The 22,008-nt window shown below is 45.6% G+C and carries 16 protein-coding genes; 10 read left to right on the top strand and 6 right to left on the bottom strand.

The window, feature by feature from the left end:
- Positions 1-47 precede the first annotated feature (47 nt).
- Together FKN08_RS03110 and FKN08_RS03115 are read right to left on the bottom strand one after the other, a co-directional pair.
- Entirely contained in the window at positions 48-473 is a 426-nt protein-coding gene (locus FKN08_RS03110; RefSeq protein ID WP_170891322.1) for a PepSY domain-containing protein, read from the bottom strand.
- A 95-nt stretch (positions 474-568) separates the two neighbouring features.
- On the bottom strand, positions 569-2,320 hold the full coding sequence (locus FKN08_RS03115) for a DEAD/DEAH box helicase (protein ID WP_012841929.1): 1,752 nt from the start codon (positions 2,318-2,320) through the stop codon (positions 569-571).
- Positions 2,321-2,441: 121 nt separating this feature from the next.
- Between FKN08_RS03115 and rsuA the strand changes: the two genes are divergently transcribed.
- From rsuA to FKN08_RS03130, 3 genes are all read left to right on the top strand, one after another.
- Positions 2,442-3,143, top strand: coding sequence for a 16S rRNA pseudouridine(516) synthase RsuA (gene rsuA, locus FKN08_RS03120; protein WP_033905117.1), 702 nt, complete (start codon positions 2,442-2,444; stop codon positions 3,141-3,143).
- Positions 3,144-3,579: 436 nt separating this feature from the next.
- Positions 3,580-4,782 (top strand): Bcr/CflA family multidrug efflux MFS transporter, encoded by a 1,203-nt coding sequence (locus tag FKN08_RS03125; RefSeq protein ID WP_005393240.1) that lies wholly within the window; start codon positions 3,580-3,582, stop codon positions 4,780-4,782.
- Positions 4,782-5,441, top strand: a complete 660-nt coding sequence (locus tag FKN08_RS03130) for a DUF2913 family protein (RefSeq protein ID WP_170891323.1) — start codon at positions 4,782-4,784, stop codon at positions 5,439-5,441. Before FKN08_RS03125 ends, FKN08_RS03130 begins: the two co-directional genes overlap by 1 nt.
- A gap of 85 nt (positions 5,442-5,526) precedes the next feature.
- Here the strand turns inward: FKN08_RS03130 and FKN08_RS03135 are convergent, their stop codons facing one another.
- The 3 genes from FKN08_RS03135 to FKN08_RS03145 are packed head-to-tail and all read right to left on the bottom strand — an operon-like array spanning position 5,527 to position 10,817.
- Positions 5,527-7,509, bottom strand: coding sequence for an MtrB/PioB family decaheme-associated outer membrane protein (locus FKN08_RS03135; protein ID WP_170891324.1), 1,983 nt, complete (start codon positions 7,507-7,509; stop codon positions 5,527-5,529).
- A 9-nt stretch (positions 7,510-7,518) separates the two neighbouring features.
- Positions 7,519-8,499, bottom strand: a complete 981-nt coding sequence (locus FKN08_RS03140) for a DmsE family decaheme c-type cytochrome (RefSeq protein WP_170891325.1) — start codon at positions 8,497-8,499, stop codon at positions 7,519-7,521.
- A 53-nt stretch (positions 8,500-8,552) separates the two neighbouring features.
- Entirely contained in the window at positions 8,553-10,817 is a 2,265-nt protein-coding gene (locus tag FKN08_RS03145; RefSeq protein ID WP_170891326.1) for an OmcA/MtrC family decaheme c-type cytochrome, read from the bottom strand.
- 452 nt (positions 10,818-11,269) lie between these two features.
- Between FKN08_RS03145 and FKN08_RS03150 the strand changes: the two genes are divergently transcribed.
- Together FKN08_RS03150 and FKN08_RS03155 are read left to right on the top strand one after the other, a co-directional pair.
- Complete coding sequence (locus tag FKN08_RS03150) at positions 11,270-11,893, top strand: c-type cytochrome (RefSeq protein WP_170891327.1); 624 nt, start codon at positions 11,270-11,272, stop codon at positions 11,891-11,893.
- Positions 11,894-11,915: 22 nt separating this feature from the next.
- The gene (locus FKN08_RS03155; protein WP_170891328.1) at positions 11,916-12,500 is read left to right on the top strand and encodes a NapC/NirT family cytochrome c; all 585 of its coding nucleotides are present in this window, start codon (positions 11,916-11,918) and stop codon (positions 12,498-12,500) included.
- Here FKN08_RS03155 and FKN08_RS03160 read toward each other — a convergent pair.
- Positions 12,457-13,935 (bottom strand): DUF2867 domain-containing protein, encoded by a 1,479-nt coding sequence (locus FKN08_RS03160; RefSeq protein ID WP_170891329.1) that lies wholly within the window; start codon positions 13,933-13,935, stop codon positions 12,457-12,459. The two genes, FKN08_RS03155 and FKN08_RS03160, sit on opposite strands and share 44 nt — an antisense overlap.
- 95 nt (positions 13,936-14,030) lie before the next feature.
- Here FKN08_RS03160 and FKN08_RS03165 point away from each other — a divergent pair, with 95 nt between their 5' ends.
- The 5 genes from FKN08_RS03165 (at position 14,031) to nhaA (ending at position 21,306) form a co-directional block, all read left to right on the top strand.
- The gene (locus tag FKN08_RS03165; protein WP_005393232.1) at positions 14,031-15,407 is read left to right on the top strand and encodes an MATE family efflux transporter; all 1,377 of its coding nucleotides are present in this window, start codon (positions 14,031-14,033) and stop codon (positions 15,405-15,407) included.
- Positions 15,408-15,595: 188 nt separating this feature from the next.
- On the top strand, positions 15,596-16,267 hold the full coding sequence (locus tag FKN08_RS03170; RefSeq protein WP_005393230.1) for an ABC transporter ATP-binding protein: 672 nt from the start codon (positions 15,596-15,598) through the stop codon (positions 16,265-16,267).
- On the top strand, positions 16,248-18,701 hold the full coding sequence (locus FKN08_RS03175) for an ABC transporter permease (RefSeq protein WP_005393229.1): 2,454 nt from the start codon (positions 16,248-16,250) through the stop codon (positions 18,699-18,701). The genes FKN08_RS03170 and FKN08_RS03175 overlap by 20 nt, the downstream gene beginning before the upstream one ends.
- A complete protein-coding gene (locus FKN08_RS03180) occupies positions 18,701-19,825 on the top strand; it encodes a lipocalin-like domain-containing protein (RefSeq protein WP_046874817.1) in 1,125 nt (374 codons plus the stop codon). The genes FKN08_RS03175 and FKN08_RS03180 overlap by 1 nt, the downstream gene beginning before the upstream one ends.
- Positions 19,826-20,154: 329 nt before the next feature.
- Positions 20,155-21,306, top strand: a complete 1,152-nt coding sequence (gene nhaA / locus FKN08_RS03185) for a Na+/H+ antiporter NhaA (protein WP_006742626.1) — start codon at positions 20,155-20,157, stop codon at positions 21,304-21,306.
- Positions 21,307-22,008 lie beyond the last annotated feature (702 nt).

Genomic DNA, 22,008 nt, shown 5'->3' on the forward strand with positions numbered 1-22,008 from the left:
TATCGAAGTAAGTTACGCATTGCGTCGGGATTACGCATTAGACCAGTTTAGTTGTTTTGTGGCTTTAACGCTTTGTTAAAGCTGCGACCTTTGATCTCAAGCATTTCCAGCGTGGCGGCGTCATACTCAACTTTCAGGACGCTATTGTTGTACAGGATTTTCAATTCATACACCCAAGCATCATCATCTTCTTCAAGCTCGACCTTGATGATACGGCCGTATAGGTCGTTTTCTACTGCGGCGTAAAGGTCCGAAAATGGTCGTATATATCCTTGTTGAACCGCGCGATAGACCTCATCTTGATCTTCATCGAATTCAATACGTGTTCCAGGCTTTTCGACATCTTGCACGATGGCGTGACCATTTTGTGATGCATAGTAGTCGTCATGCTTGGCGAAACTTGGTGCATACATCAATGTCGCGATAAGGCCGAAAAGTAACGCAGAATGTTGAGAAGTCGTTGCTTTATACATAGTCAAACCTTTTCTAGAACGTTAGCCGCAGTATATCGGATATAGATGAACAGAGAGTGAATCATCGAGTTCAGTTTTACTAAATGTTGCGGACGTTATTTCAACTCGTCTTCAAAAATTTTGTCTCGCAATTTCCAAAAGCGACCGGATTTCCTTGCAATAACAAACTGAGGTAAACGGAAACGATGTTGATTGGCAACAACACGTGTCGGTGAAGCCTCTTCAAAAGGGCGATGCTTGTCTGCCAAGTGAGGGCGCACAAATTGGTCTTTAAACGTTTGTTTTTGTTTTTTGGTACTCAATGACCAAAACTCATGAACTAACGCATTGCCTTCGCCTTGGTATGGTTCACCAGAATACGTCACCTTGAGTTGAGATTTACCGTCACTGGACTTAAATACTGACAGGTCCATTTCTGTGCATTCAAATATCAATGCATCTTTTAGATTAAGGGCTTCTTTTAATTTTTTATCTGGATCAACAAGCGTTGCGTCACACTCATGACAAATGCGCGCAGCGATATCGTTGTCGGCACCACATTCACCACAGTATTTGGCACGAAAACGGTACCCACAGTGTTCACGTTCGCCTGTGTCTTCATCTTCAAAGTAACCTTGGCAACGTCTGCCAAAGTGTTCAACCAAGAAACCGTTACTATCCAATTTACCCCAGAAGTTGTTATTGAATCCGCAAGCCGGGCAGGGAATCGTGATAATTTCACTGTCAGAGTCTGGTTTGGGATCACCGACTTCAGGTTGGTATAAATCGTAGCTGTTGCCTGCGTAATCAAGCACTAAACATTCTGATTTTCCGTCTGATAAGCGTAATCCTCGCCCTACAATCTGCTGGTATAGACTGACTGACTCTGTTGGTCGCAAAATCGCGATTAAATCGACATGCGGCGCATCAAACCCGGTAGTCAGTACCGAAACATTGACCAAATATTTTATTTGACGATTCTTGAACGCTTGGATGATCGCATCGCGCTCCGGCGTAGGTGTATCACCAATAACGATTTCAGTTTCGCCCTCTGGCAGTAAACTGTGGATCTCTTGTGCGTGTCGGACAGTCGCGGCGAAGATCATGACACCTTGACGTTCTCTCGCATATTGCATGATTTGCTCAACAATTTGCGGAGTGGCGCGTTTGGCTTTATCGATCACCATGTCCATTTCTGCTTCTTTGTAGCGTCCGGTGTTTGCGGGTTTCAGTTGCGAGAAGTCATAAGACAAAACAGGCGCGTCCATCATTCGTGCCGGAGTGAGGAAGTTTTCGTCGAGCAAGTAACGGATCGGCAGTTCGAAAATACAATCGCGGAAGAATCGAGGCTCTTCGGTGCGTACTTGACCTCGGGTATGGTACTGATAAATCCAGCCCATTCCTAAACGATAGGGCGTTGCAGTTAGTCCCAGCACCTTAATGCCTGGGTTCAGTTCTCGTAAGTGAGTAATAACTTTTTGGTAGCTGCTGTTTTTGTCATCCGGCACACGATGGCACTCATCAATAACGAGCAGAGAAAACTGGTTTTTGAACGAATCTAAGTTACGCACCACCGATTGAACCGAAGCAAACACGACTTGCTGGTCAGTTTCTTTTCGCCCCAATCCTGCTGAGAAGATGGAACCTTTTAAACCATAACCTTCATACTTCGCGTGGTTTTGCTCGACTAGCTCTTTAACGTGAGCGAGGACTAACACTCTCCCTTTCGCAAGGCGAGCAAGCTCTGCGATCACCAAGCTTTTTCCGGCACCAGTAGGCAGTACGATCACTGCTGGTGTCGAGTGTTTACGAAAGTAATGAATGACTGCTTTAACCGAGTCGGCTTGATAAGGGCGAAGTGTGTACATGAAAATATGTGAAATTGCTCAACTATTCGAACGAGGAACGCTATAATACCTGACTTTTATACCCAAGTGACCTTTAAACCGAGATTTGGAGGTTACTTGGGTATAATTCAATGAGGTATTCATGCGTTTAGATAAATATTTGTGTGACGCTCTGGGTGCAACACGCAAACAGGCAACAAAGATCATCAAAAGTGGTGACATCACCGTTGACGGTGAGGTTCAAAAAAGTGGTGCATTTAAAGTACCTGAAGGTGCGGAAGTAATGTGGGAAGACCGCGTTATTGGTGCTCCTGGCCCTCGTTACATTATGTTGTACAAGCCTGCTGACTTTGTTTGTTCACATGAAGATGGCTACAACCAAACTGCATTCGCATTGCTCGATGAGCCTAAAATTGAAAACCTTCACTTTGCGGGCCGATTAGACGTCGACACAACCGGTTTGGTGTTGATTACGGATGATGGTAAGTGGTCTCACCGCATTACCTCACCTAAGCATAAGTGTGAGAAAACGTACCGTGTTTGGCTTGTCGATGCGATTCAGCCTGATTACGCGGAAAAGCTCGAACAAGGCATCATTTTGCGCAATGAATCAGAAGCAACATTGCCTGCTCGTTTGGAGATCGTGAACGAGGCAGAGAATGAAGTATTGTTAACTATTGTGGAAGGTAAGTATCACCAAGTGAAACGCATGTTTGCGGCGTTAGGAAATAAAGTTGAGTACTTACATCGTGAGCGTATTGGTTCGATTGAACTCGATGAGGCACTAGAACCTGGTGATTATCGCTACCTCACGCAGGAAGAAATTGATTCTATTTGGAATTAATTATCGGCATGGGAAATTCTTTAGTTCCCAATTGGAACTAGTTTTTTGGTAGGAATTGGCTCAAAATTAATTTTCCTACCAAAATTAGTGCCTAGACAATTCCGGTGTGCTTACTCATCTGAGTGATATGCCTTTGCATTTAGCTGAGCCATGCATACTCTTATTGCAAAGCCTTCGGCAGTGGTGAGTAAATGGTGGAATCAATTCCATCATTTTTACTGCATTGTGTTTATTTCCCATAAACACACTTCGCTTTCACACGCTTTTCTATGTCGAGTTCGTCAAGGTCACACCTTGGTACATATTTGCCCTTATGATTCTCGAACGTTGATAGAACAGGCCTTTGGCCTCTAGATATCAGCGATATGAGAACCGTCCGTTACGTTCACTTTGCTCTGAAAGTATTGACGAAAGGGCTCCAACAAGAGGTAAAAGAATGACAGAAAAAGCGCAAAGCGCTCCGCAATCCCAAATCAGTTTTCTATTGTTTCTTGTATTAGGAGCGATTGGTGCTTTGACGCCTTTGGCGATCGACATGTATTTGCCTGCTATGCCAACCATCGCGAAAGATTTGGGTGTTGCGCCTGGCGCGGTTCAGATTACGTTGACGGCTTATACGGCAGGTTTTGCGATTGGCCAGTTAATTCATGGGCCGCTTGCCGATAGTTTTGGCCGCAGACCTGTACTGATTTTGGGTGTGCTTTTCTTTGGATTAGCGGCGGTAGTGAGTGCGACCACAAACGGCATTGATGCATTGACTTATGTGCGAACAGCGCAAGGTTTTGCTGGCGCGGCAGCGGCGGTCATTATCCAAGCCGTCGTGCGTGATATGTTTGACCGTGAAGACTTTGCCCGTGCAATGTCTTTCGTCACCTTAGTGATCACCATGGCACCCTTGGTCGCGCCTATGATAGGCGGTCATCTAGCGATTTGGTTTGGTTGGCGTTCGATCTTTTGGGTGTTAGCCATTTTCGCTGTGGTGGTAATTCTACTGGTACTTTGGAAAATCCCAGAGACGTTGAAACCAGAAAATCGTCAGCCGCTTCGTTTTCGCACTACGATGAGAAACTACGCCAGATTATGCTCCAACCCTGAAGCGATAGGTTTGATGCTTTCTGGAGCGTTTTCATTTTCCGGAATGTTTGCATTCCTGACTGCGGGCTCGTTTGTTTATATTGATTTATATGGTGTTCGACCAGACCACTTTGGTTATTTATTTGGTTTGAACATTGTTGCGATGATCATCATGACCAGTATTAATGGTCGCTTGGTGAAAAAAGTTGGCTCTCATGCCATGCTTCGTTTTGGGTTGTTCGTGCAACTTTTGGCGGGGATTGGTTTATTCGTAAGTTGGTTAATGGACTTCGGATTATGGGGCATCGTACCTTTTGTTGTGCTGTTTATCGGTACATTGTCGACGATAGGTAGTAACGCGATGGCGCTGCTTTTAAGTGGCTACCCATCAATGGCGGGTACAGCATCGTCTCTGGCGGGGACGTTAAGATTCGGTATCGGCTCATTGGTTGGCGCGCTGGTGGCATCACTACCAGGTAATGTGGCGTGGCCGATGATCATTGTGATGTTTGCTTGTTCTGTGCTTTCAGCACTGTTTTATTGGACTTTAGGAAGAAAGGCGTAATGTCGAATTACACCAAAGAAATTCAAAACTTAGTTAACTCAGCACTTGAAGAGTTAGATCAAGAGCATCGCTCAGGTAAGTTAGCCAATGCCCCTGTTGCGAATAACCATTATTTAGTGCGCTGGGTTACCAAAGCACTTAAATCTCAGCGTTTCGGTCGAGCCGTAGGCGATGACTTAACACGTTGGCAAAAAGCGGGTCGTTCAAAGGGTAATGACGCTGGTTTGTTGTTTATCTTTAAGCGTATTTCCGCTTTTTACGCTCAGTTTTTTCCTGAAGGTGAAGAGTCCAAAGTGATAAAAGACTCCGATATTGAATCATTTCTTGATTTGATGGAGCAAGCTGGTTGGGAAGTATCAACGTCTGAACAACTTGTTGGTTGTGGCAAAATCCAAATCTTCACGGAAGGTCAAAATTCTTTGGCACTGTGTGCCGACCAATGCGAAAGCTGCTTCGACGGCGAGTTGCTCGTTAAACCGATGAGCTGGTTTGTGCGTGGCAACCATGCTGAGTTTGTTGAGAAAGCAGCGCAAGCGGGCTTTATGGTGCATAAAGTGATGGACTACAAATCGATGGTGAAATACCACGGCGAGTACCTTATCTTCCCTGCAAACGAAGGTAACCAATTGGCTGAGATTCCTTTGAGCTTCCAAGCTTAATCAACTTCTCACAGTAGTAGAATTGAAATACGAAAGCATCAGGCGCTTGAAACGTCTGATGCTTTTTTGTTACGTCACTCTGTGTCTAAAAGCGATATTTCCAATAGACGCCGCCATACAGACCTTCATAGCTTTGCAAAACGTCGCCCATCGTTCCGGTTTCGTTGCTAAACAAGTAATCCTCTTCTGAGTAGTCTTCATAACGGAGGTTAAGCTGTACGTTTTGATTTTCAGATACTTCATAGTCAGCGATGACTTCAAATCGATACGAGTTCGCCTCGTTATCAGGATATTGGTAACCACCAGATGTAGTTGAAGATTTACTGTCCGCTTGGCTGTAGCTGTAATCAAATGAGATAGAAAGTTTGTCGTCCAGCAGTCGCTCTTTACTCACACCAAAACCAATGGTTGTGATGTCATCTTTGAGCTTGGTGGTGTAGCGATTCCAGCCGACAACGTCAGAGTTTGCTTGTTGTTGCTCGGAGCGGATGATCTGTTGATTGTAAAAAACATGCCCGCTTAATCCGTCGAGTAAATTGAAGTTGACGCTGATATCGTAGCCGTAATCTTCTCCTTCGCTTAAACCTATATCGGGTTTAACATAGTCGTCGTTTCCGTACCAAAGCTCAGCAAGTAACTGGACATCGTTTGTTACGTCATAGCCGCCGTCGCCACGGAGCTCAATCCTCTCTTTATCGGCTAAATAGTATTGGCGCAAATTAGGCGAGTCTCTGCTGTCGTCCTGCCAATCAGAGCCATCGCGAAAAGAGTAGGAGACTTTACCGCCTAATTGCCACGGTCTATTTGGTCTGTACTGGGCACCAACAAAAACGCGTTGTTCATCGGTACGTTTCCTATCAGCATAACTTCGCTCATCTTGTCTAAAATGGTAACCCGTATTCACTTTTACATCAGAAGTAACACGATGCTTGAGTGTTGCTTCCAGTTTGGTTTTGGTGTGGTCGTATTTTTCTCTTGTAGAGCCGATGATGGTGTTTCTATCAGAGTTATCGTCTTTATCTGAATAGTCCGCAGAAATGGCGAAAGCAGTGTCTCGCGAAAGTTTGTTGTGGTAATCCGCGCTCATTTGCCAAGTGTTGGTTTCGCCATGGAATGTATTGGAGTTAACAGGGGACTGTGGAAACGGATTTAACCCGCCTTCAGAAGACGTCTGTGACCAAAGTAAGCGGCCACTGAACGTTTGTTGATTCAACCGATAATTCCCCGTGACAGCGAACTGGTGAAAGTCGTTGTCAGGCTCATACGCGAGGTGGTTAGCGTAAGGATTGGCAGTGCTGCCGTAATAAAGTGCGGACTTGTCATTTCTAAAAAACGAGCCGCGATACGCAATATCCACCAGCCACAAATCTTCTATGTAGCTTACTCCTACTTGAGTATTTAAGGTTTCATGGTCGACGGCTTTTGGTATGAGTCCCGGCGCGTTGGCGTAACCCGGAATGGTCGATGAATAAAGCGAAGTTGTGCCTTCTTTACGTTCGTGCTTCATGGATGCATATGGCTTCCATGGCGTATGTGGTGTGTACTTGAGTTCTAACTTAAACGTCTCTCGCGTCACTGAGTTTTCATATTTCGATAGGTCACCACTGACGAGTGCATCCTCTCTTGGATGATACGCACTGAGTGAGGACTGATTCCAGAAATACGGCGTTTCACTATAACTGCCGAGGACACGTAATCCGTCGTACTGGCCCATTTCCCACTGCAGTAAGAAGCGTTGCAAACCAAGATCTTCGACGACGATTCGATTGTAGAACCCATCGTCTTCATATTGTTCGATATCGGCGTTTAGACTCGCGTTAAAGTGTTTATTGTCAGAGTTTGTACCGTAAACGGGTGGATTCCAATTATAGAATCGAGAGGAACCATCGTTGTTAAGGTAACCGACGCCAGCGCTGACTTCTCCACTCCACGTGCCATCGCTGCTGCATTCACTGCACTGCCAGCGGCTAGTGTCGGCTGGTTGAGAACGTTGTAACGAATAATCGTTGGCGTGCGCTTGCACAGCAAAAGCAAGGGAAATAGCCATGCACAGTTGAGATAGTTTCATGCCTCCCTCCTAATAACTTAATGTTTGACCACGTGGGTGGTTAGAGCCATGCACTTGATTGTGGCAGTTTAAACAACTTCCGCCGCGCACTCTCAAGTCGTTTTCAGGAATGGCTACGTTTGCATGTGGCACACGGTGACATTCCTGACATAGCATTGGCAGCCGTTTATTGAGCAAGGCTTTGTTCACTGAACCATGAGGTGTGTGGCAGGATGTGCAATCTTCAGTTACTGGCTCATGCTCCCATAAAAATGGGCCGCGTTTTTCCGCATGACACTCGTAACAAGCGTTATTGACGGTTGACCAGTTCAGGCTCGCTTCATTTAATGTCTGATGTGGATTGTGGCAGCTAGAACAAGTCATGACGCCGTCGATAATAGGGTGACGACTGCGTTTGTGGATATCTGATTTGGTGCGGGAGTGACAATCGGTGCATTTGTCTGCTTGCATTTCGTCAACCATCATCGGATCGTCTTTTTGATGCAGTTGGTGACAGCTTGCACAAGACAGCCCTTCAAAAGCGTGCTCGCTACTATGCCAAGTCGAGCGTTTCTCATCTTGGTGACAAGATAAACACACGCTGTTTTGCTTTTCGGCCGGAACAGGGGAGTTTGGCCCAAAAGTGATCATTGGTTCACGAACTTGTCCTTTTCGTGGATTGCGTTCGTGATTGTTCGCTGGGCCATGGCATGCTTCACACTGTTTATCATTCATTGGCCCATGCAGGTTTGCGGACTTGCCATGAATGTTGTCGAAAATACCCGTAGCAGGTTTGTCTGATGTATCGTCATGGCAACGAAGGCAGCCATCTGGTCCGCGGCGTGAATATTTCCCCTCGGAAAACTTGGTGTCTAATATGGTTTCAATTTCTTCTTGAGTTAACGTCGCCGCTTCGGGTTCTGGATTGGCGACATCTTCGGAACTGACGGTGAAGATGACGCCTAACCCAAGTATCCCAGCTACCAACCACCGCAGAAACATTGCTTTCATAGCTCTTCCTTTTCTTATCCTTAGTTGTCAAAGCATTGTGTTCAATGACGAATTCAACGGTAGTCGTATACCTTGTGAACCTTATCCACCCCTTGTGACTGACCAATAGTATGGCAAGTCGCACATTGTTCGGAGCCCGTTGCTTGTGCTGCTGTGTCTGCTCCAAATACCGCGCCGTGATTCAGCATATGGTTCAGAGGAGCATCTCCTGCCACACTATCCGGGTCAGCATTAGCTAAAGATGACTCTAAGTGACACGCGCCACAGGCGACTAATGCAGGACTAAAGTACTTACCACTTGCCAGAGAAGGGCGCGTATTTTGTTGGCTAGGTAAGTTGTATTGAGCATTGGTATGGCAGGCCTCACAGTTGTTGACTGCGCCAGGGAAAGGCGCTTCACCGCTATGAGCGGAGCCAAAGGCGTGGAATGAGTGTACGTGGTACTTTAGATCAGCTGCCATCCCAGGATAAAACGCAGAACGTTCAGAGTTATGGCAATTTTTACATTGTTGGAAGTCGGTGGCGGCATTTGGATGCTCACCCAGCTTATGGATAGTCAGCTCTTTGTGACAATCGTTACACGATGAAATGTCCGCGCCCACTGGCAGTTTGTGTTGCTTGTTGATACCAGACACATCAAACGAGCCGGATGCGTTATTGGCGGCAATGACGAAAGGTGATTTGATAAGATCGATGCCTTCAAACGTGACGCATTCGGCGAGCTCGCCATCTCTACGGTTAGCGCAAAGTGGCATATCGGCGATGTTAACCGTCAACGTAGAGTTGGAGATTGGCTTAATCGCAGCGTCAGTGAAGTCTTTATGACACAAGAATAGGCCTTCTCCTTGAGCCTCACAGCCGTCACCAAGTGCGCCATCATCGGCGACGTTGAGACTGTTGTTTGCGACCATCGGGCCTTGGCCGTTATCCCAGTTCAGCAACAAATTGAGGTGCCCATGTTCATTAATGAAAGGGGTCAGTTCGTTGATGGATCCAATACCTGAGCCCGCTTTCGAAACTCTTAGTTCAACCTCAAACTGGTCATCAATAAATCGCGCGCTTTCAACGTTGATTTCAAGCGAATCACGTGCCTTTGCAAGATTCTCTAAACGCATTACGTGAACAGTTTTAGCACTTCGGCTCGCGTCTTGGCCGATGATTGGATCGCCATTGTCATCTCGGTCATAAGGTCGGTGACAGCCCGAGCAGGAGTTTTGTGGTTCGCCGTTTCTTACCCAAGCCGTACCGATTTGGTTATCATGCGCGCCTCTGTCTCGGTACAAGTGACAGGTCTCACAGGCAACTTGACTTGGGTGTTCAAACCAATTGTTGGCGTCTGATGCTTTCGCAACATCGGTTGAATGGCAGGTTGTACAGTTGCGGGCATCTTGCGGGAAAGGGTTGCCTTCAATGACTAAACCATTGATGTCGGTAACGAGCGCGTCATTCCCGTCGACAGGCTGTTTGTAGGTGTCGGTGTTATTTCTGTCGCTACCTAATTTGAAAACATTACCGTGGTATTGATGAACAACGGCTGCGAGAGGGCGTCTGGCTGGCGCAGCGCCAGGGTTACTGTCATTGTGGCAAGCGGTACAAACGGCAATGTTGTTATCAATTGAGCGATAACCCGGCCCATGATGAAGCGGTTCGCCCATATGGCAGTTTTCGCAGGTGCCTTTTTCTATTACATTGCGAGAGACAACCGCATCTGAACTTTCTTGCGGCACCCATTCAAACACGTAGGTAAAACCGTTGCCTTGCTCGCCATACGCCATGACGATTCGGTGGAGTTTATCCGCATCCCAAGCGATAAAACCATTGTTGCTAGAAGAGTCGGCAGTATAAGGATCGGACACTTTCAAAACGTCAGGAATGGCAAACGTGTAGCGATATCCCTCGTCTGTTTTTACTAGTGTTCCATCCCAAACACTCTCCATGCTGGCACGGTTATTTGCGGTATTACTTGAGTGATGGAAACTCTTCCAATAAGTGTTGCCATGGCGCCCATTGAAGGCAAAGGCTGGATCGTTCGAGTTTTGTGTATCGACACGAGAGGACATTGCTTTGAGAAGTGCGATGCGAAAATCTTTCGTTTCGTCTAGCTCATGAGGTCTGTCACTGCCGTCTTTAACGGTAAAATCGACCACCAGTTTGGTTTCTCCGGTTTCTTGAGTGACCAATGATGGCTTGGAAACACTGATCTCGAAATCACCAAGTGCAGGTGGTGGTGTATTCTGATCGTTTTTGCTGTCTGGACCACATCCGGTGAGCAGTAAAATAAAAAATATTAATGTAGCGATCGACTTTAAACCGTTCATAGTCCCTCTCGATTCGTCCTAAAGTAAGTGGGAATGCATGGGAATGGTTGAATATTTCAATAAACGATTGATTGAAATATTAATTTTATATTCAAGCCAAAAGAAAAATATCCATATTTACATTGCTTGAATAAATCGAAATACATGGTTTGTAAGAGTATAGACGCAATATGAAATATTATTAAAATAAACCGCTATTTTTGTGTGTGAATTTTGAGTTTGAAGTTATTGTCATTTTAAATCAATTGGTTGGGTTGATTTTTTCTGTGATTGAAGAGGTCGGCGCAGAAAAGTTAAGGGTGTTGAACTACGCTACTTTAAATAGTTGACGGCTTAATATTTTTATCTTGGATATCGTTGGTTTTAAGTCGCGTTTATAAATTGATTTTCTTATCGTTTATTCGCTGTCTGGTTTTGATTAATAAAGATAATTACTACGGAGTCAGTCTAATATGCACCAGATAATTAAATTCTCACTAAAAATTTTCTCAGTGTTAGCCATCAGTTCTGCTTTGGTTTCCCACAGTTTAGCATCACCAAGTGAGCTAATTTCACAATACGAATGTGAAGTCTGTCATGGGCCAGACGGTGTTAGTTCCGACACGAATATTCCTACCATCGCAGGGATTCCCGAGTTCAACTTTTTTGACCAGATGTTGCGTTACCTTGAAGGCAGACCCTCAGCTTCGGTTAATCACGTATACGGAGACACGAGCAAAAAAGGCGACATGGTGTCGATAGTTAAATCTTTATCTGAGGAGCAGATTGAAGAGTTAGCAAAACATTATGCTGGGCTCGAGTTTGTGCCAGCTAAGCAGTCTTTTGATCAAGCGTTAGCGATGAAAGGTAAGGCTATCCACGCGAAAAGTTGCGAGAACTGTCATTCGGATGGTGGCAGTAACGCTCTGGATGAAGCTTTGATTTTAGCTGGTCAGCAGAAGGGCTATCTCGCCACTACGTTGCAACAGTTTAAGCAAGGCAAACGCTCCGTTGATAAAAAAATGGATGAGGCGTTCAAAGGGCTTAGTGCCGATGATTTAAACGCGCTCGTAGAATACTATGCGAGTTATCGCTAGCGCTGCTTTGGGATGAACACCAATGAGTTTATGGCGTAAACCAAACAGAAAATGGATGCTCGGTATACCAATTGGTGGCTTATTGGCGTTTATCCTTGGTGGGGCGGTATTCAGTGTTTTTCACTTTGGTATGGATTACACCAATCGCAACGAGTTTTGTTACAGTTGCCATATTGGGATGGATACGATAGTTGAGGAGTACCAAGCATCCCCACACTTCAAAAATGCTCAGGGTGTGGTTGCCGCTACGTGCAGTGATTGCCATGTCCCTAGGGAGTTTTTTGCTAAAATCGCATTGAAAATAGGCGCTACAGCCGACATCTATCACAAACTGACTGGTGACATTACACTTGAGAATTTCGAGGCGGAGCATCGCCCGAGGTTGGCTGCTGAAGTCACACAGCAGTTTATCGAGAATAAATCAAAACAGTGTCGATATTGCCATTCCGTTGACAAGATGGATTTCGAAGCGCAAGGACGAACCGTTGCGCGTCGACATCAGATGATGGAAAGTCGAGAGCAATCGTGCATTGATTGCCATGCGGGGATTGCTCATCACCTGCCTATTTCTCTAGATTCTCCAGAGACTGTTCCTCCTGAGGAGTAATACTGATACTTTCGGCTTCTTTTGCGATGGCTTTGACCATGCCTTTGAATATGAATAGATGGGCTGGCATCATGGCAAACCAGTAAAGCAGCCCGAGAAATCCCTGCGGGTGCCACCAAGCGGTGATATCCAGTTCTCGTTCATCACAATGGTCTTTGATGGTAATTTCTAAACGTCCAAGCCCTGGGCCTTTCATACCAAAAAAAAGTGAGAGGAACTGATCTTCCTCGCAGCGAATCACTTTCCAAGAGTCAATATAATCGCCGACTTTGAGCTCCGGCCCCGGAGGAGAAACGCGAATCGGTTTCCCGCCACCAAAAAAGATGTCGAGCCATTCACGTGTGCGCCACAAAATGTTGGCAAAGTAATAGCCTTTTTCACGACTCCCGATTTTTTGAGCCACTTTCCATAATGCCGCAGCGGAGGCTTGAGTTTTTATGCTCGCACCGGCTTGTTTAGGGTAGTAGCCATACCCCGGTTGCCATCGACGAAGTGCCGCTGGCTCAAAGCCCCAAACATTGCTGCGCACAAACGTGCCTTCATCTTGAATGGTATCGGATACCGCTTGCTCGTAGCTGATCAGCGTTTGCGGAAATCGTGCTTCAATCGCTTTGGAATCGGCAATGTAGTCATGCTCTAACCCCGCGAGTAATGCTTTGCCGATGTTTGCTGGTACAGAGGTGACCAAGCCGAGCCAGTACGATGCCATTTTTGGGGTAAGCAACGGTGTCGACCACAGCCGATAAGGCTTGTTGGTGATTCGGCATATGACTTTAAACTGCTCGCGGTAGCTGAGTGTATCTGGCCCACCAACTTCATAAATTTGGTTTTCTTCTGGGGGTGATGCTTCGGCCAGCTGCAATAAATAGTGATTGAGGTTGGGTAGGGCAATAGGGTTGGCTTTTGAGTCGACCCATTTAGGCGCGATCAAAATAGGTAAGTTGTAGACAAAATCTCGCATGATCTCGAAAGCCGCGGAGCCGGGGCCAATGATGACGCCTGCACGCAATTCAGTTACTGGAACGCCAGACTGTCGGATAATTTTGCCCGTTGCTTTGCGTGCGGCTAAATGGCGCGAGTTTCCGGTTTGCGGTTGGATGGCACTTAAATAAATGACATGTTTGACACGGCTTTGCTCCAATGCGTATTTAAAGTTCAAAGCAAGGTTTAGCTCGTACTCAACAAAGTCATCGCCTTGTGCCATTCCGTGCACTAGGAAAAATACCAAGTCAAAATCGTTCACCACAGCGAGCGTGGCTTCTGCGTCGGCTAGGTCCAGATACCGCAACGTTAAATTAGGATGGGGCCGAGTCCTTGACTCCAAATAATCGATATGTCGCGCCGCAGCCGTGACGGCGTAACCTTTGTCTAAAAGTAACGGAAGAAGTTGAGAACCAATGTAACCCGAGGCGCCTAGCACCAACACCTTTTTCATTATCTGTCCTTTTAATCGTTGGTGGAATAAACACCACAGAGTATAATCATGAGACACTTTCCCCATTCTATCAATAAGTTGTCGTTGGAGCGCTTGTGACTTTTCTCTCTCAACTCTCAATACATGCAGATAAAGCATTCTTACGTCGCTTATTCGCGATCGCGCTACCAATTACACTGCAAAGCATGATGTTTTCTAGCCGAAGCCTCGTCGATGTGCTTATGCTCGGCCAACTTGGTGAAGCTGAAATAGCCGCTGTTGGGGTAGCGGCGCGCGCGACGTTTGTTACTACCATCATGTTAGTTGGGGTGACGACGGGTGGTGCATTACTGACCGCACAATATTGGGGGGCAGGCGATAAAGTCGGGGTACGTCGCAGTACGGCTTTAACATGGATGATAGCCATGGTGTTTGCCGCCATTGCCGTTGCTTTGTTTGTTATTTTCCCACAGCCAGTCATGAAACTGACGACAGACTCACAAGAAGTGATTGAGTTAGGGGCCAGCTATCTAATTATTTCATCCGTTAGCATGTTTGCTGTTGCGTGTGTCGCTAGTATGTCGGTGGGATTGAGAGCGATGCACCAACCGGGGCTGAGCACATTTTTTAGTGGTATAGGCATTCTGTCTAATGTTTTCCTCAACTGGGTGTTAATTTTTGGTCACTTAGGTTTTCCTGCTTTAGGGATTACAGGGGCAGCCATTGCAACGGTTATCAGTGGCGCGATCGAAGTCGGTTGTCTATTTGGCTATTTATGGCTAAAGAAACACATAATTGCATTTGGTTGGGATGATATACGCGCAGGTTTGGTTTTAGACAAAATAACGCGTTTCTTGAGCCTTTCCTTACCGACCACATTTAACTTTTTGGCATGGGCTGGTGGATTGTTCGCTTACCATGCCATCATGGGGCAAGCGGGTGTGCAAGGTTTGGCAGCGTTGTCGGTGATGACGCCCGTTGAGTCAATCGCTCTCGCTATGATGATTGGCCTATCGAATGCAGCTGCGGTTTTAGTGGGTAACCAACTCGGCGCGAAAAACTTTGAACCTGTGTATTACCAAGCTTGGGCTACGGTCATTTTGAATGTGTTTATCGCATTTGTGGTCGCAGTTGTATTGATAGTGTCCAATCAATGGATCCTTAATGCGTTTAGTGCACTGACAGCGGATACTCGCCAGTTAGCTGAACAGTTTATGGTGATTCTTGCTTTAGGTGTCGTACTACGCTCGGTGCCGATGATGGTCATTGTTGGGGTATTACGTGCAGGTGGTGACGTTAAGTTTTGTTTGTATCAAGACATTCTTGCGCAGTGGGTGATCGGGATTCCACTCGCGGCATTTGCAGCGATTCAGCTCGGTTGGGACCCACAATGGGTTTACTTACTCTTTTTGACCGAGGAAGTTGTGAAGTGGACGATTTGTCTGCCAAGAATGGTGAGCCGAAAATGGATGAAAAACCTTATCGGTCAATAAGAGGTAAACAGAGCTTTCTGCAGCTGCAAAAATCTGCTCAATACGTCAACAAAATTAGGAACAGAAAGTGAATCGAGTTGCATTTGTACTCTCATAGTGTGATCAAGCATTCAAAATACTTTCTACTAACAGGATTTTAGTGTAGATTCTGATCCCAATTTTTAAATACCATCCGAGCGGCATAATCAATGTTAAAACTGTCAGACCTATGTAAAGGCTATGTAGACGGGGGAGAATTTCACCCTGTATTACAAGGGGCAGAATTAACATTACAGCAAGGTGACCAAGTCGCTCTGATGGGAGAAAGTGGTTCGGGTAAAAGTACTTTGCTGAACTTAATTGCCGGACTGGATACTGCAGACTCTGGTGAAGTTCAGTTTCCAAATTTTGCCATGCATGATGCGCCAGAGCATTTGAGAACCCTTTATCGCCGCAACAATATTGGTAATATCTTCCAACAGTTCAACCTGCTTCCTACGCTCAATATTGCCGACAATATTCGTTTTTGTCGTCAGTTAAAAGGTTTGCCAGAAGATAAAGAGTTGTGGCGTCAAATTCTTTCTGCTCTGGATTTAATGCCTCTGCTAGGTCGTTACCCGGAAGAAGCATCTGGTGGTCAGCAACAACGTGCTGCTATTGCTCGCGCACTCTATATGGAACCTAAAATCCTACTCGCTGATGAGCCAACTGGTAGCCTAGACGAGCGAAACGCAGAAGCGGTAATGCGCTTATTGACGAGTCTCGCTCGCCAACTGGAGTGTACTTTGCTGTTAGTGACGCACAGTGAAAAAGTGGCGGCCCATATGGAAGGTAAGATTCGACTTCAAGGAGGGCAACTGCATGTTATGGCCCGTAGTTAAGGCACTACTCGGTCATTACCGTCGTTACCCACTACAAATTATTCTTGTCTGGCTAGGGTTAACCTTAGGCGTGTCCCTTCTTGTTGGTGTTACTTCTATCAACCAGCATGCAAAACAAAGTTATGCGACAGGAGAAAAGCTTTTCTCCAATCCTTTGCCATACCGAATCCGAACTAAACACTCTGCCAATAAAATTCCTCAAGGTTTCTATATCCAGTTGCGCCGAGCTGGGTTTAATCAATGTGCGCCGTTTGACGTGCTGCATCTAGATGCTAAAACCGATATGAGCTTGATGCTGGTGGGGATTGATCCTGTCGCGATGATTCCATTGCAGCAAGGCAAATCTTTGGGTGAGATGCCCGTTCTATCATTAATGAAACCTCCTTATCCCATTCTAGTTAGTCAAGATTTGGCCGCTTACATGAGTTGGCAGGATGGGGACTTTATTGAGATGAATGACGGAAGTCGTCTCGGACCGATTCAAGTCGATAAAAACAAAATGCTCTCAGGGACTCGGCTGGTTACCGACATCTCATTACTGCGTATGCTCAAGCGGAGCTCAGGTTTATCTGCGATTTCTTGTGGTGAAATGCCAGAGGAAAAGCTAATAGCACTGAAAAATATGCTACCTAATGGCATGACGCTCGTTAGGAATACGCGCACGGAGCTGGAATCGCTAACTAATGCATTCCACATGAACCTCACCGCGATGGGGATGCTGTCATTTTTGGTCGGGTTGTTTATTTTTTATCAAGCGATGTCTTTGTCATTTATTCAGCGACAACGTTTGGTGGGTATTTTGAGACAGACGGGGGTCAACGGAACGCAGTTGGCTCAAGCATTGTTGTTAGAGTTGTCGTTGCTCGTCTTTATTGCGTGGGCGTGTGGTAACTTTTTTGGTTTGATCTTGGCAAATGAACTGATCCCTGCAGTCTCATCGAGCCTGAGCGATTTGTACGATGCCAACGTAGGCTTAACAATAGGATGGTCTTGGCAGTCCAGCTTATATAGTCTGATCATGGCAGCGATGGGCGCATTAATATCGTGTTTGTGGCCATTGATTCGTTTGTTGAAGTCACAGCCAATTCGTCTATCTTCTCGACTGTCATTAATGCGATTTGCAGGGCGTGAGTTCTCTTGGCAGGCTCTTGCTGCGTGTGCGTTTTGTGTCGCGGCAATCGCAGTGTATCAAGCACCGAAAACACAAGAAACTGGCTTTGCCATTATTGCGCTGATGTTGGTTAGTGTGGCCTTGTTCATGCCATTTATTATGTGGCATATGTTCCAGAGCTTTTCTTACACCATGCGTTGGGTACGTGTACGTTGGTTTTTTGCCGATGCGGCTGCGAGCATGAGTTATCGCGGTGTGGCAACAATGGCGTTTATGTTGGCACTGGCGGCAAATATCGGCGTAGAAACGATGGTAGGCAGCTTTAGGGATACAACCGATAAATGGCTCAGCCAGCGATTAGCAGCGGATATTTATATCTATCCGACAAATAACTCAGCAGCTCGGATGAGTGCGTGGCTGCAAAACCAACCAGAAGTCAACTCGGTTTGGTGGCGTTGGGAAAAAGATATGCCAACCGAGCATGGTGCTTTGCAAGTGGTGAGTACAGGCTCTTCTGAAGGTGAGCTAGATGCACTGACGGTAAAACTAGGTGTCCCGAATTACTGGTATCAACTGCACGCAACCAAGAGCTTGATGGTGAGTGAATCGATGGCCTTGAAGTTGGATATTCGCCCAGGAGACTTCATTAACTTGCAGGAACCACTGGGTGGAGACTGGCAAGTCGTTGGTGTTTATTACGATTATGGAAACCCGTATAACCAGGTGATGATGTCGCACCGGAATTGGCTGTATGCATTTGCAGGGACGGGCAATGTTGGCCTTGGTGTGGTGTTAAAAGATAGCGTTAATGGGGAGGGGCTGAAAAATCGCTTAGAAAATGTATTCCGCCTCCCGCAAGACCGTGTGTTTGATAATGGTAATATCTATAGTCAGGCAATGAGGGTATTTGATCATACCTTCGCTATTGCAGGAACCTTGGGCAACATCACGCTGATTATTGCTGTGTTTGGTTTATTCTTCGCGACATTGGCGGGCGAACTGTCGCGGCAGCGGCACTTCTCTTTGCTGAGATGTATGGGTGTATCCGGAAAGGAACTTGTCGCATTGGGTGGTTTGCAGTTGTTTGTCTTCGGGGCCATTTCCGCGATTATTGCGGTGCCACTTGGTCTGGCACTTGCACACTTGATCGTTGATATTATCATTAAGCAATCATTCGGTTGGTCTCTGGAGCTTCAAACGATCCCTTGGGAATACGCTCAAACTATTGCTTGGGCGATGCTTGCCATCATGATTGCCGGCGCATTGCCAGTTATTAGAATGATTAAGAGTACGCCAATGAAGTCATTAAGGGACGCGTTGTAATGAAAAAAGTGGGCTCTAAAAAACGCTTGTTAGTTTCAACGATCATTGTTATTACGTTTGCCTTTTTGACTGGGGCTGCTTTTTACTCAACTTTTTGGTTGGAAGCGACAGCGACACAAGAAAGCGAGCTTAATTCTATTCTAACGCGTGAAAATCAAACGATTTTCGAACCTGTATTACCTGACGAGCATGTCTCTTTACCGTCAGACTTTCGCTTTCATCCTGAGTACCAACATGAATGGTGGCACTACTTTGCGAAACTGAAAGATGAACAAGGGAAAATATACAATGTTCAATGGAGCTACTTCAGGGTCGCGACGGATGAGCGAGAAACCAGCGGATGGCAAAACCCTCAACTGTACATTTCACATGTTGTCGTTAGCCATGGTTCGCACGTCTGGAAAGAGCAACGTGTAGCGAGAGGCGGGATAGGCCAAGCTGGCATGACTAATCGTCCTTTCAGGTTATGGATTGATAATTGGACGTGGCGTTCACTTGGTGCAACGCCTTTCCCTGGTAACTTGAATGTGACTACCGATACGTTTGGTTTAGATCTCAATACTATGACAAATGGCCCCTTTGTCGTGAATGGAGACAAAGGTTTTCAGGTTAAACACGCGTTGCAATCTGTTGCCTCTTTCAGTTTTAGTGCGCCATTTTTAAAGGTGAAAGGGAGTTTGAACATTAATGGCAAACGCTTCTCTGTTGCTGGCTCTGCTTGGGCTCAGAAAGAGTGGGGCAGTGGCTTAATTGGTGAAGGGCAACAGGGTTGGGATTGGTTTGTATTCAATTTAGATGATGGTCGAGCACTGACTGTCAGCCGCTACCGCCACCATGGACAAACACCGCACGTGTTTGGCACCTTGTCCACACGCTCAGGTAAAGTCATTAATCTCTCAGATGATGATATCAGTATTAAACCAATGCAAGTGACCAGTTTATCAAATGGAAGAAGGCTGCCTTTGCAGTGGATTATTAATATTCCAAAGCATCAAATTAACTTGACCACTCGTATTATCAAATCAGATATGTGGCTTCCTTTTGTTATACCGTATTGGGAAGGTCCTACCTTAGCTTCTGGCTCCAACGAGGCTTGGGGCTTTATGCAGCTCACTGGTTATTAAATTCTGATAAAAACCACCCCAATGGGTGGTTTTTTAGTGGATGAAACTTCCTGAATTTTTCTCAAAAGTATGGGGTTATCATGACAGTACATGCCATGTTATGCTGATTTTCTCATAATCTTGATAAACATTTGGCGCGATAACCACAAGTACGCGCTGTGATCAAAATTGAGTGTTATGTTGGAAAATACGATGTATAGTAAACTTCATATCGGAAAAATCGAAGTTTATACTCTGAAGAAGCGATTATTCTAAAGTTTTCGACCGCTATACACTCTTATCATTCTTTGTTAATCGTTTATTAAGATAATAAATATAAGGACGAAACCATGAACGATGTCATTCGTGACTTTTTCAAAATGGAATCAGCTGGTGGTATTCTTCTCGTGATTGCCGCGGCAATTGCGATGACCATTGCTAACTCACCGCTGGGCGAAACTTATCAATCTGTACTGCATACTTATGTATTTGGTATGTCAGTTTCTCACTGGATTAATGACGGCCTAATGGCTGTTTTCTTCTTACTCATTGGCCTTGAAGTTAAGCGAGAGCTACTTGAAGGTGCGTTAAAATCAAAAGAAACCGCAATTTTCCCTGCGATTGCAGCGGTTGGCGGTATGTTAGCTCCTGCTCTTATTTACGTAGCCTTTAATGCCAACGATCCTGAGGCGATTTCTGGTTGGGCAATTCCAGCGGCGACAGATATCGCTTTTGCTTTAGGTATCATGGCGTTATTAGGTAAGCGTGTACCAGTAAGCCTAAAAGTGTTCTTGCTAGCGCTTGCTATCATCGATGATTTGGGTGTGGTTGTTATTATCGCGCTATTTTACACCGGTGACCTGTCGACCATGGCGTTGCTTGTTGGCTTCATCATGACTGGTGTCCTATTCATGTTGAATGCGAAGGAAGTAACAAAACTTACGCCATACATGATCGTCGGTGCGATCTTATGGTTCGCGGTGCTTAAATCTGGTGTTCACGCAACATTGGCAGGTGTAGTGATTGGTTTTGCTATCCCACTAAAGGGAAAGCAGGGCGAACATTCTCCACTTAAACATATGGAGCACGCGCTTCACCCATACGTGGCATTTGGTATTCTGCCTCTATTCGCATTTGCCAATGCGGGGATTTCGTTAGAAGGCGTATCGATGTCAGGTCTAACTTCAATGCTGCCACTCGGTATTGCTTTGGGTCTACTGGTTGGTAAGCCTCTAGGTATCTTTACCTTTAGCTGGGCAGCGGTAAAAATGGGCGTTGCTAAGTTACCTGAAGGTGTTAACTTCAAGCATATCTTTGCGGTATCTGTGTTGTGTGGTATTGGCTTTACAATGTCTATCTTCATTTCCTCTTTAGCGTTCGGAAATGTAAGTCCTGAATTTGATACCTATGCTCGACTCGGTATCTTAATGGGTTCGACGACAGCAGCATTACTTGGCTATGCCTTGCTGCACTTTTCTTTGCCTAAGAAAGCGCAAGCGTAAGATAAAAATGCGCTATTTTGTAAAGCCTCCCACTCGGGAGGCTTTTTTATACCCATAGTTCAGTACATCAGCGACTTAATAGCGACACTTTCGTATTGAGCGGATGTCTAGACCATGGAGATGAACGGAATCATCGAAAAAGGTAGGTTGGTAGATCTGCGGGCGAAAAAAAGCCCAGCCGAAAATTTGACTGGGCGGATACAAACATAGGAGTTAATAAGAAAAAAGCAGCAACGTAACAATTAGATGGAAACAAGTTTGACGGCCAGTGAAACTTAAAATGCCCTAGTTGTTACATTTATTCAGACCGAGCCTTTTCCAAACAGTTCCATTTTTTTTCAAAAAAATTCGATTTAATTCTTTCTGCCCGCTTGTATCGTAAAGAAGTAAGAGAAGAGGCGAACAGCGTAACCAACTTAATGGCGGTTTGAAACTCGATAGCCCTCTTTTCTATAGTAGCTATAAACTTAAATTGCATTTCAAACCCGCACCTCCTGCTCCGACCGCCCAACGACATTGCTAGCGTTTCAAATACGATGGTTTGCGAAACTTGGTCATTTTCTTCAGGCGAGCATCATTTGCTTATTAGACTTAAATTCAAAAGATTAGATCACACCTTCTAAGTTCTGGTCAGACCAATTGGTGAAAGTGTGATGTTAATCATTTGTTAATCTAAAGTTTCAGGAGTATATTTTCAAACAG

Source organism: Vibrio sp. 1-2 (7-a), from assembly GCF_013048515.1.
Taxonomy (GTDB): domain Bacteria; phylum Pseudomonadota; class Gammaproteobacteria; order Enterobacterales; family Vibrionaceae; genus Vibrio; species Vibrio diabolicus.

Excerpts from the sequence above, each read along its gene's own strand:
- FKN08_RS03110 (WP_170891322.1), bottom strand. The coding sequence starts at position 473 with ATGTATAAAGCAACGACTTCTCAACATTCTGCGTTACTTTTCGGCCTT.
- FKN08_RS03115 (WP_012841929.1), bottom strand. The coding sequence starts at position 2,320 with ATGTACACACTTCGCCCTTATCAAGCCGACTCGGTTAAAGCAGTCATT.
- rsuA (WP_033905117.1), top strand. The coding sequence starts at position 2,442 with ATGCGTTTAGATAAATATTTGTGTGACGCTCTGGGTGCAACACGCAAA.
- FKN08_RS03125 (WP_005393240.1), top strand. The coding sequence starts at position 3,580 with ATGACAGAAAAAGCGCAAAGCGCTCCGCAATCCCAAATCAGTTTTCTA.
- FKN08_RS03130 (WP_170891323.1), top strand. The coding sequence starts at position 4,782 with ATGTCGAATTACACCAAAGAAATTCAAAACTTAGTTAACTCAGCACTT.
- FKN08_RS03135 (WP_170891324.1), bottom strand. The coding sequence starts at position 7,509 with ATGAAACTATCTCAACTGTGCATGGCTATTTCCCTTGCTTTTGCTGTG.
- FKN08_RS03140 (WP_170891325.1), bottom strand. The coding sequence starts at position 8,499 with ATGAAAGCAATGTTTCTGCGGTGGTTGGTAGCTGGGATACTTGGGTTA.
- FKN08_RS03145 (WP_170891326.1), bottom strand. The coding sequence starts at position 10,817 with ATGAACGGTTTAAAGTCGATCGCTACATTAATATTTTTTATTTTACTG.
- FKN08_RS03150 (WP_170891327.1), top strand. The coding sequence starts at position 11,270 with ATGCACCAGATAATTAAATTCTCACTAAAAATTTTCTCAGTGTTAGCC.
- FKN08_RS03155 (WP_170891328.1), top strand. The coding sequence starts at position 11,916 with ATGAGTTTATGGCGTAAACCAAACAGAAAATGGATGCTCGGTATACCA.
- FKN08_RS03160 (WP_170891329.1), bottom strand. The coding sequence starts at position 13,935 with ATGAAAAAGGTGTTGGTGCTAGGCGCCTCGGGTTACATTGGTTCTCAA.
- FKN08_RS03170 (WP_005393230.1), top strand. The coding sequence starts at position 15,596 with ATGTTAAAACTGTCAGACCTATGTAAAGGCTATGTAGACGGGGGAGAA.
- FKN08_RS03175 (WP_005393229.1), top strand. The coding sequence starts at position 16,248 with ATGTTATGGCCCGTAGTTAAGGCACTACTCGGTCATTACCGTCGTTAC.
- FKN08_RS03180 (WP_046874817.1), top strand. The coding sequence starts at position 18,701 with ATGAAAAAAGTGGGCTCTAAAAAACGCTTGTTAGTTTCAACGATCATT.
- nhaA (WP_006742626.1), top strand. The coding sequence starts at position 20,155 with ATGAACGATGTCATTCGTGACTTTTTCAAAATGGAATCAGCTGGTGGT.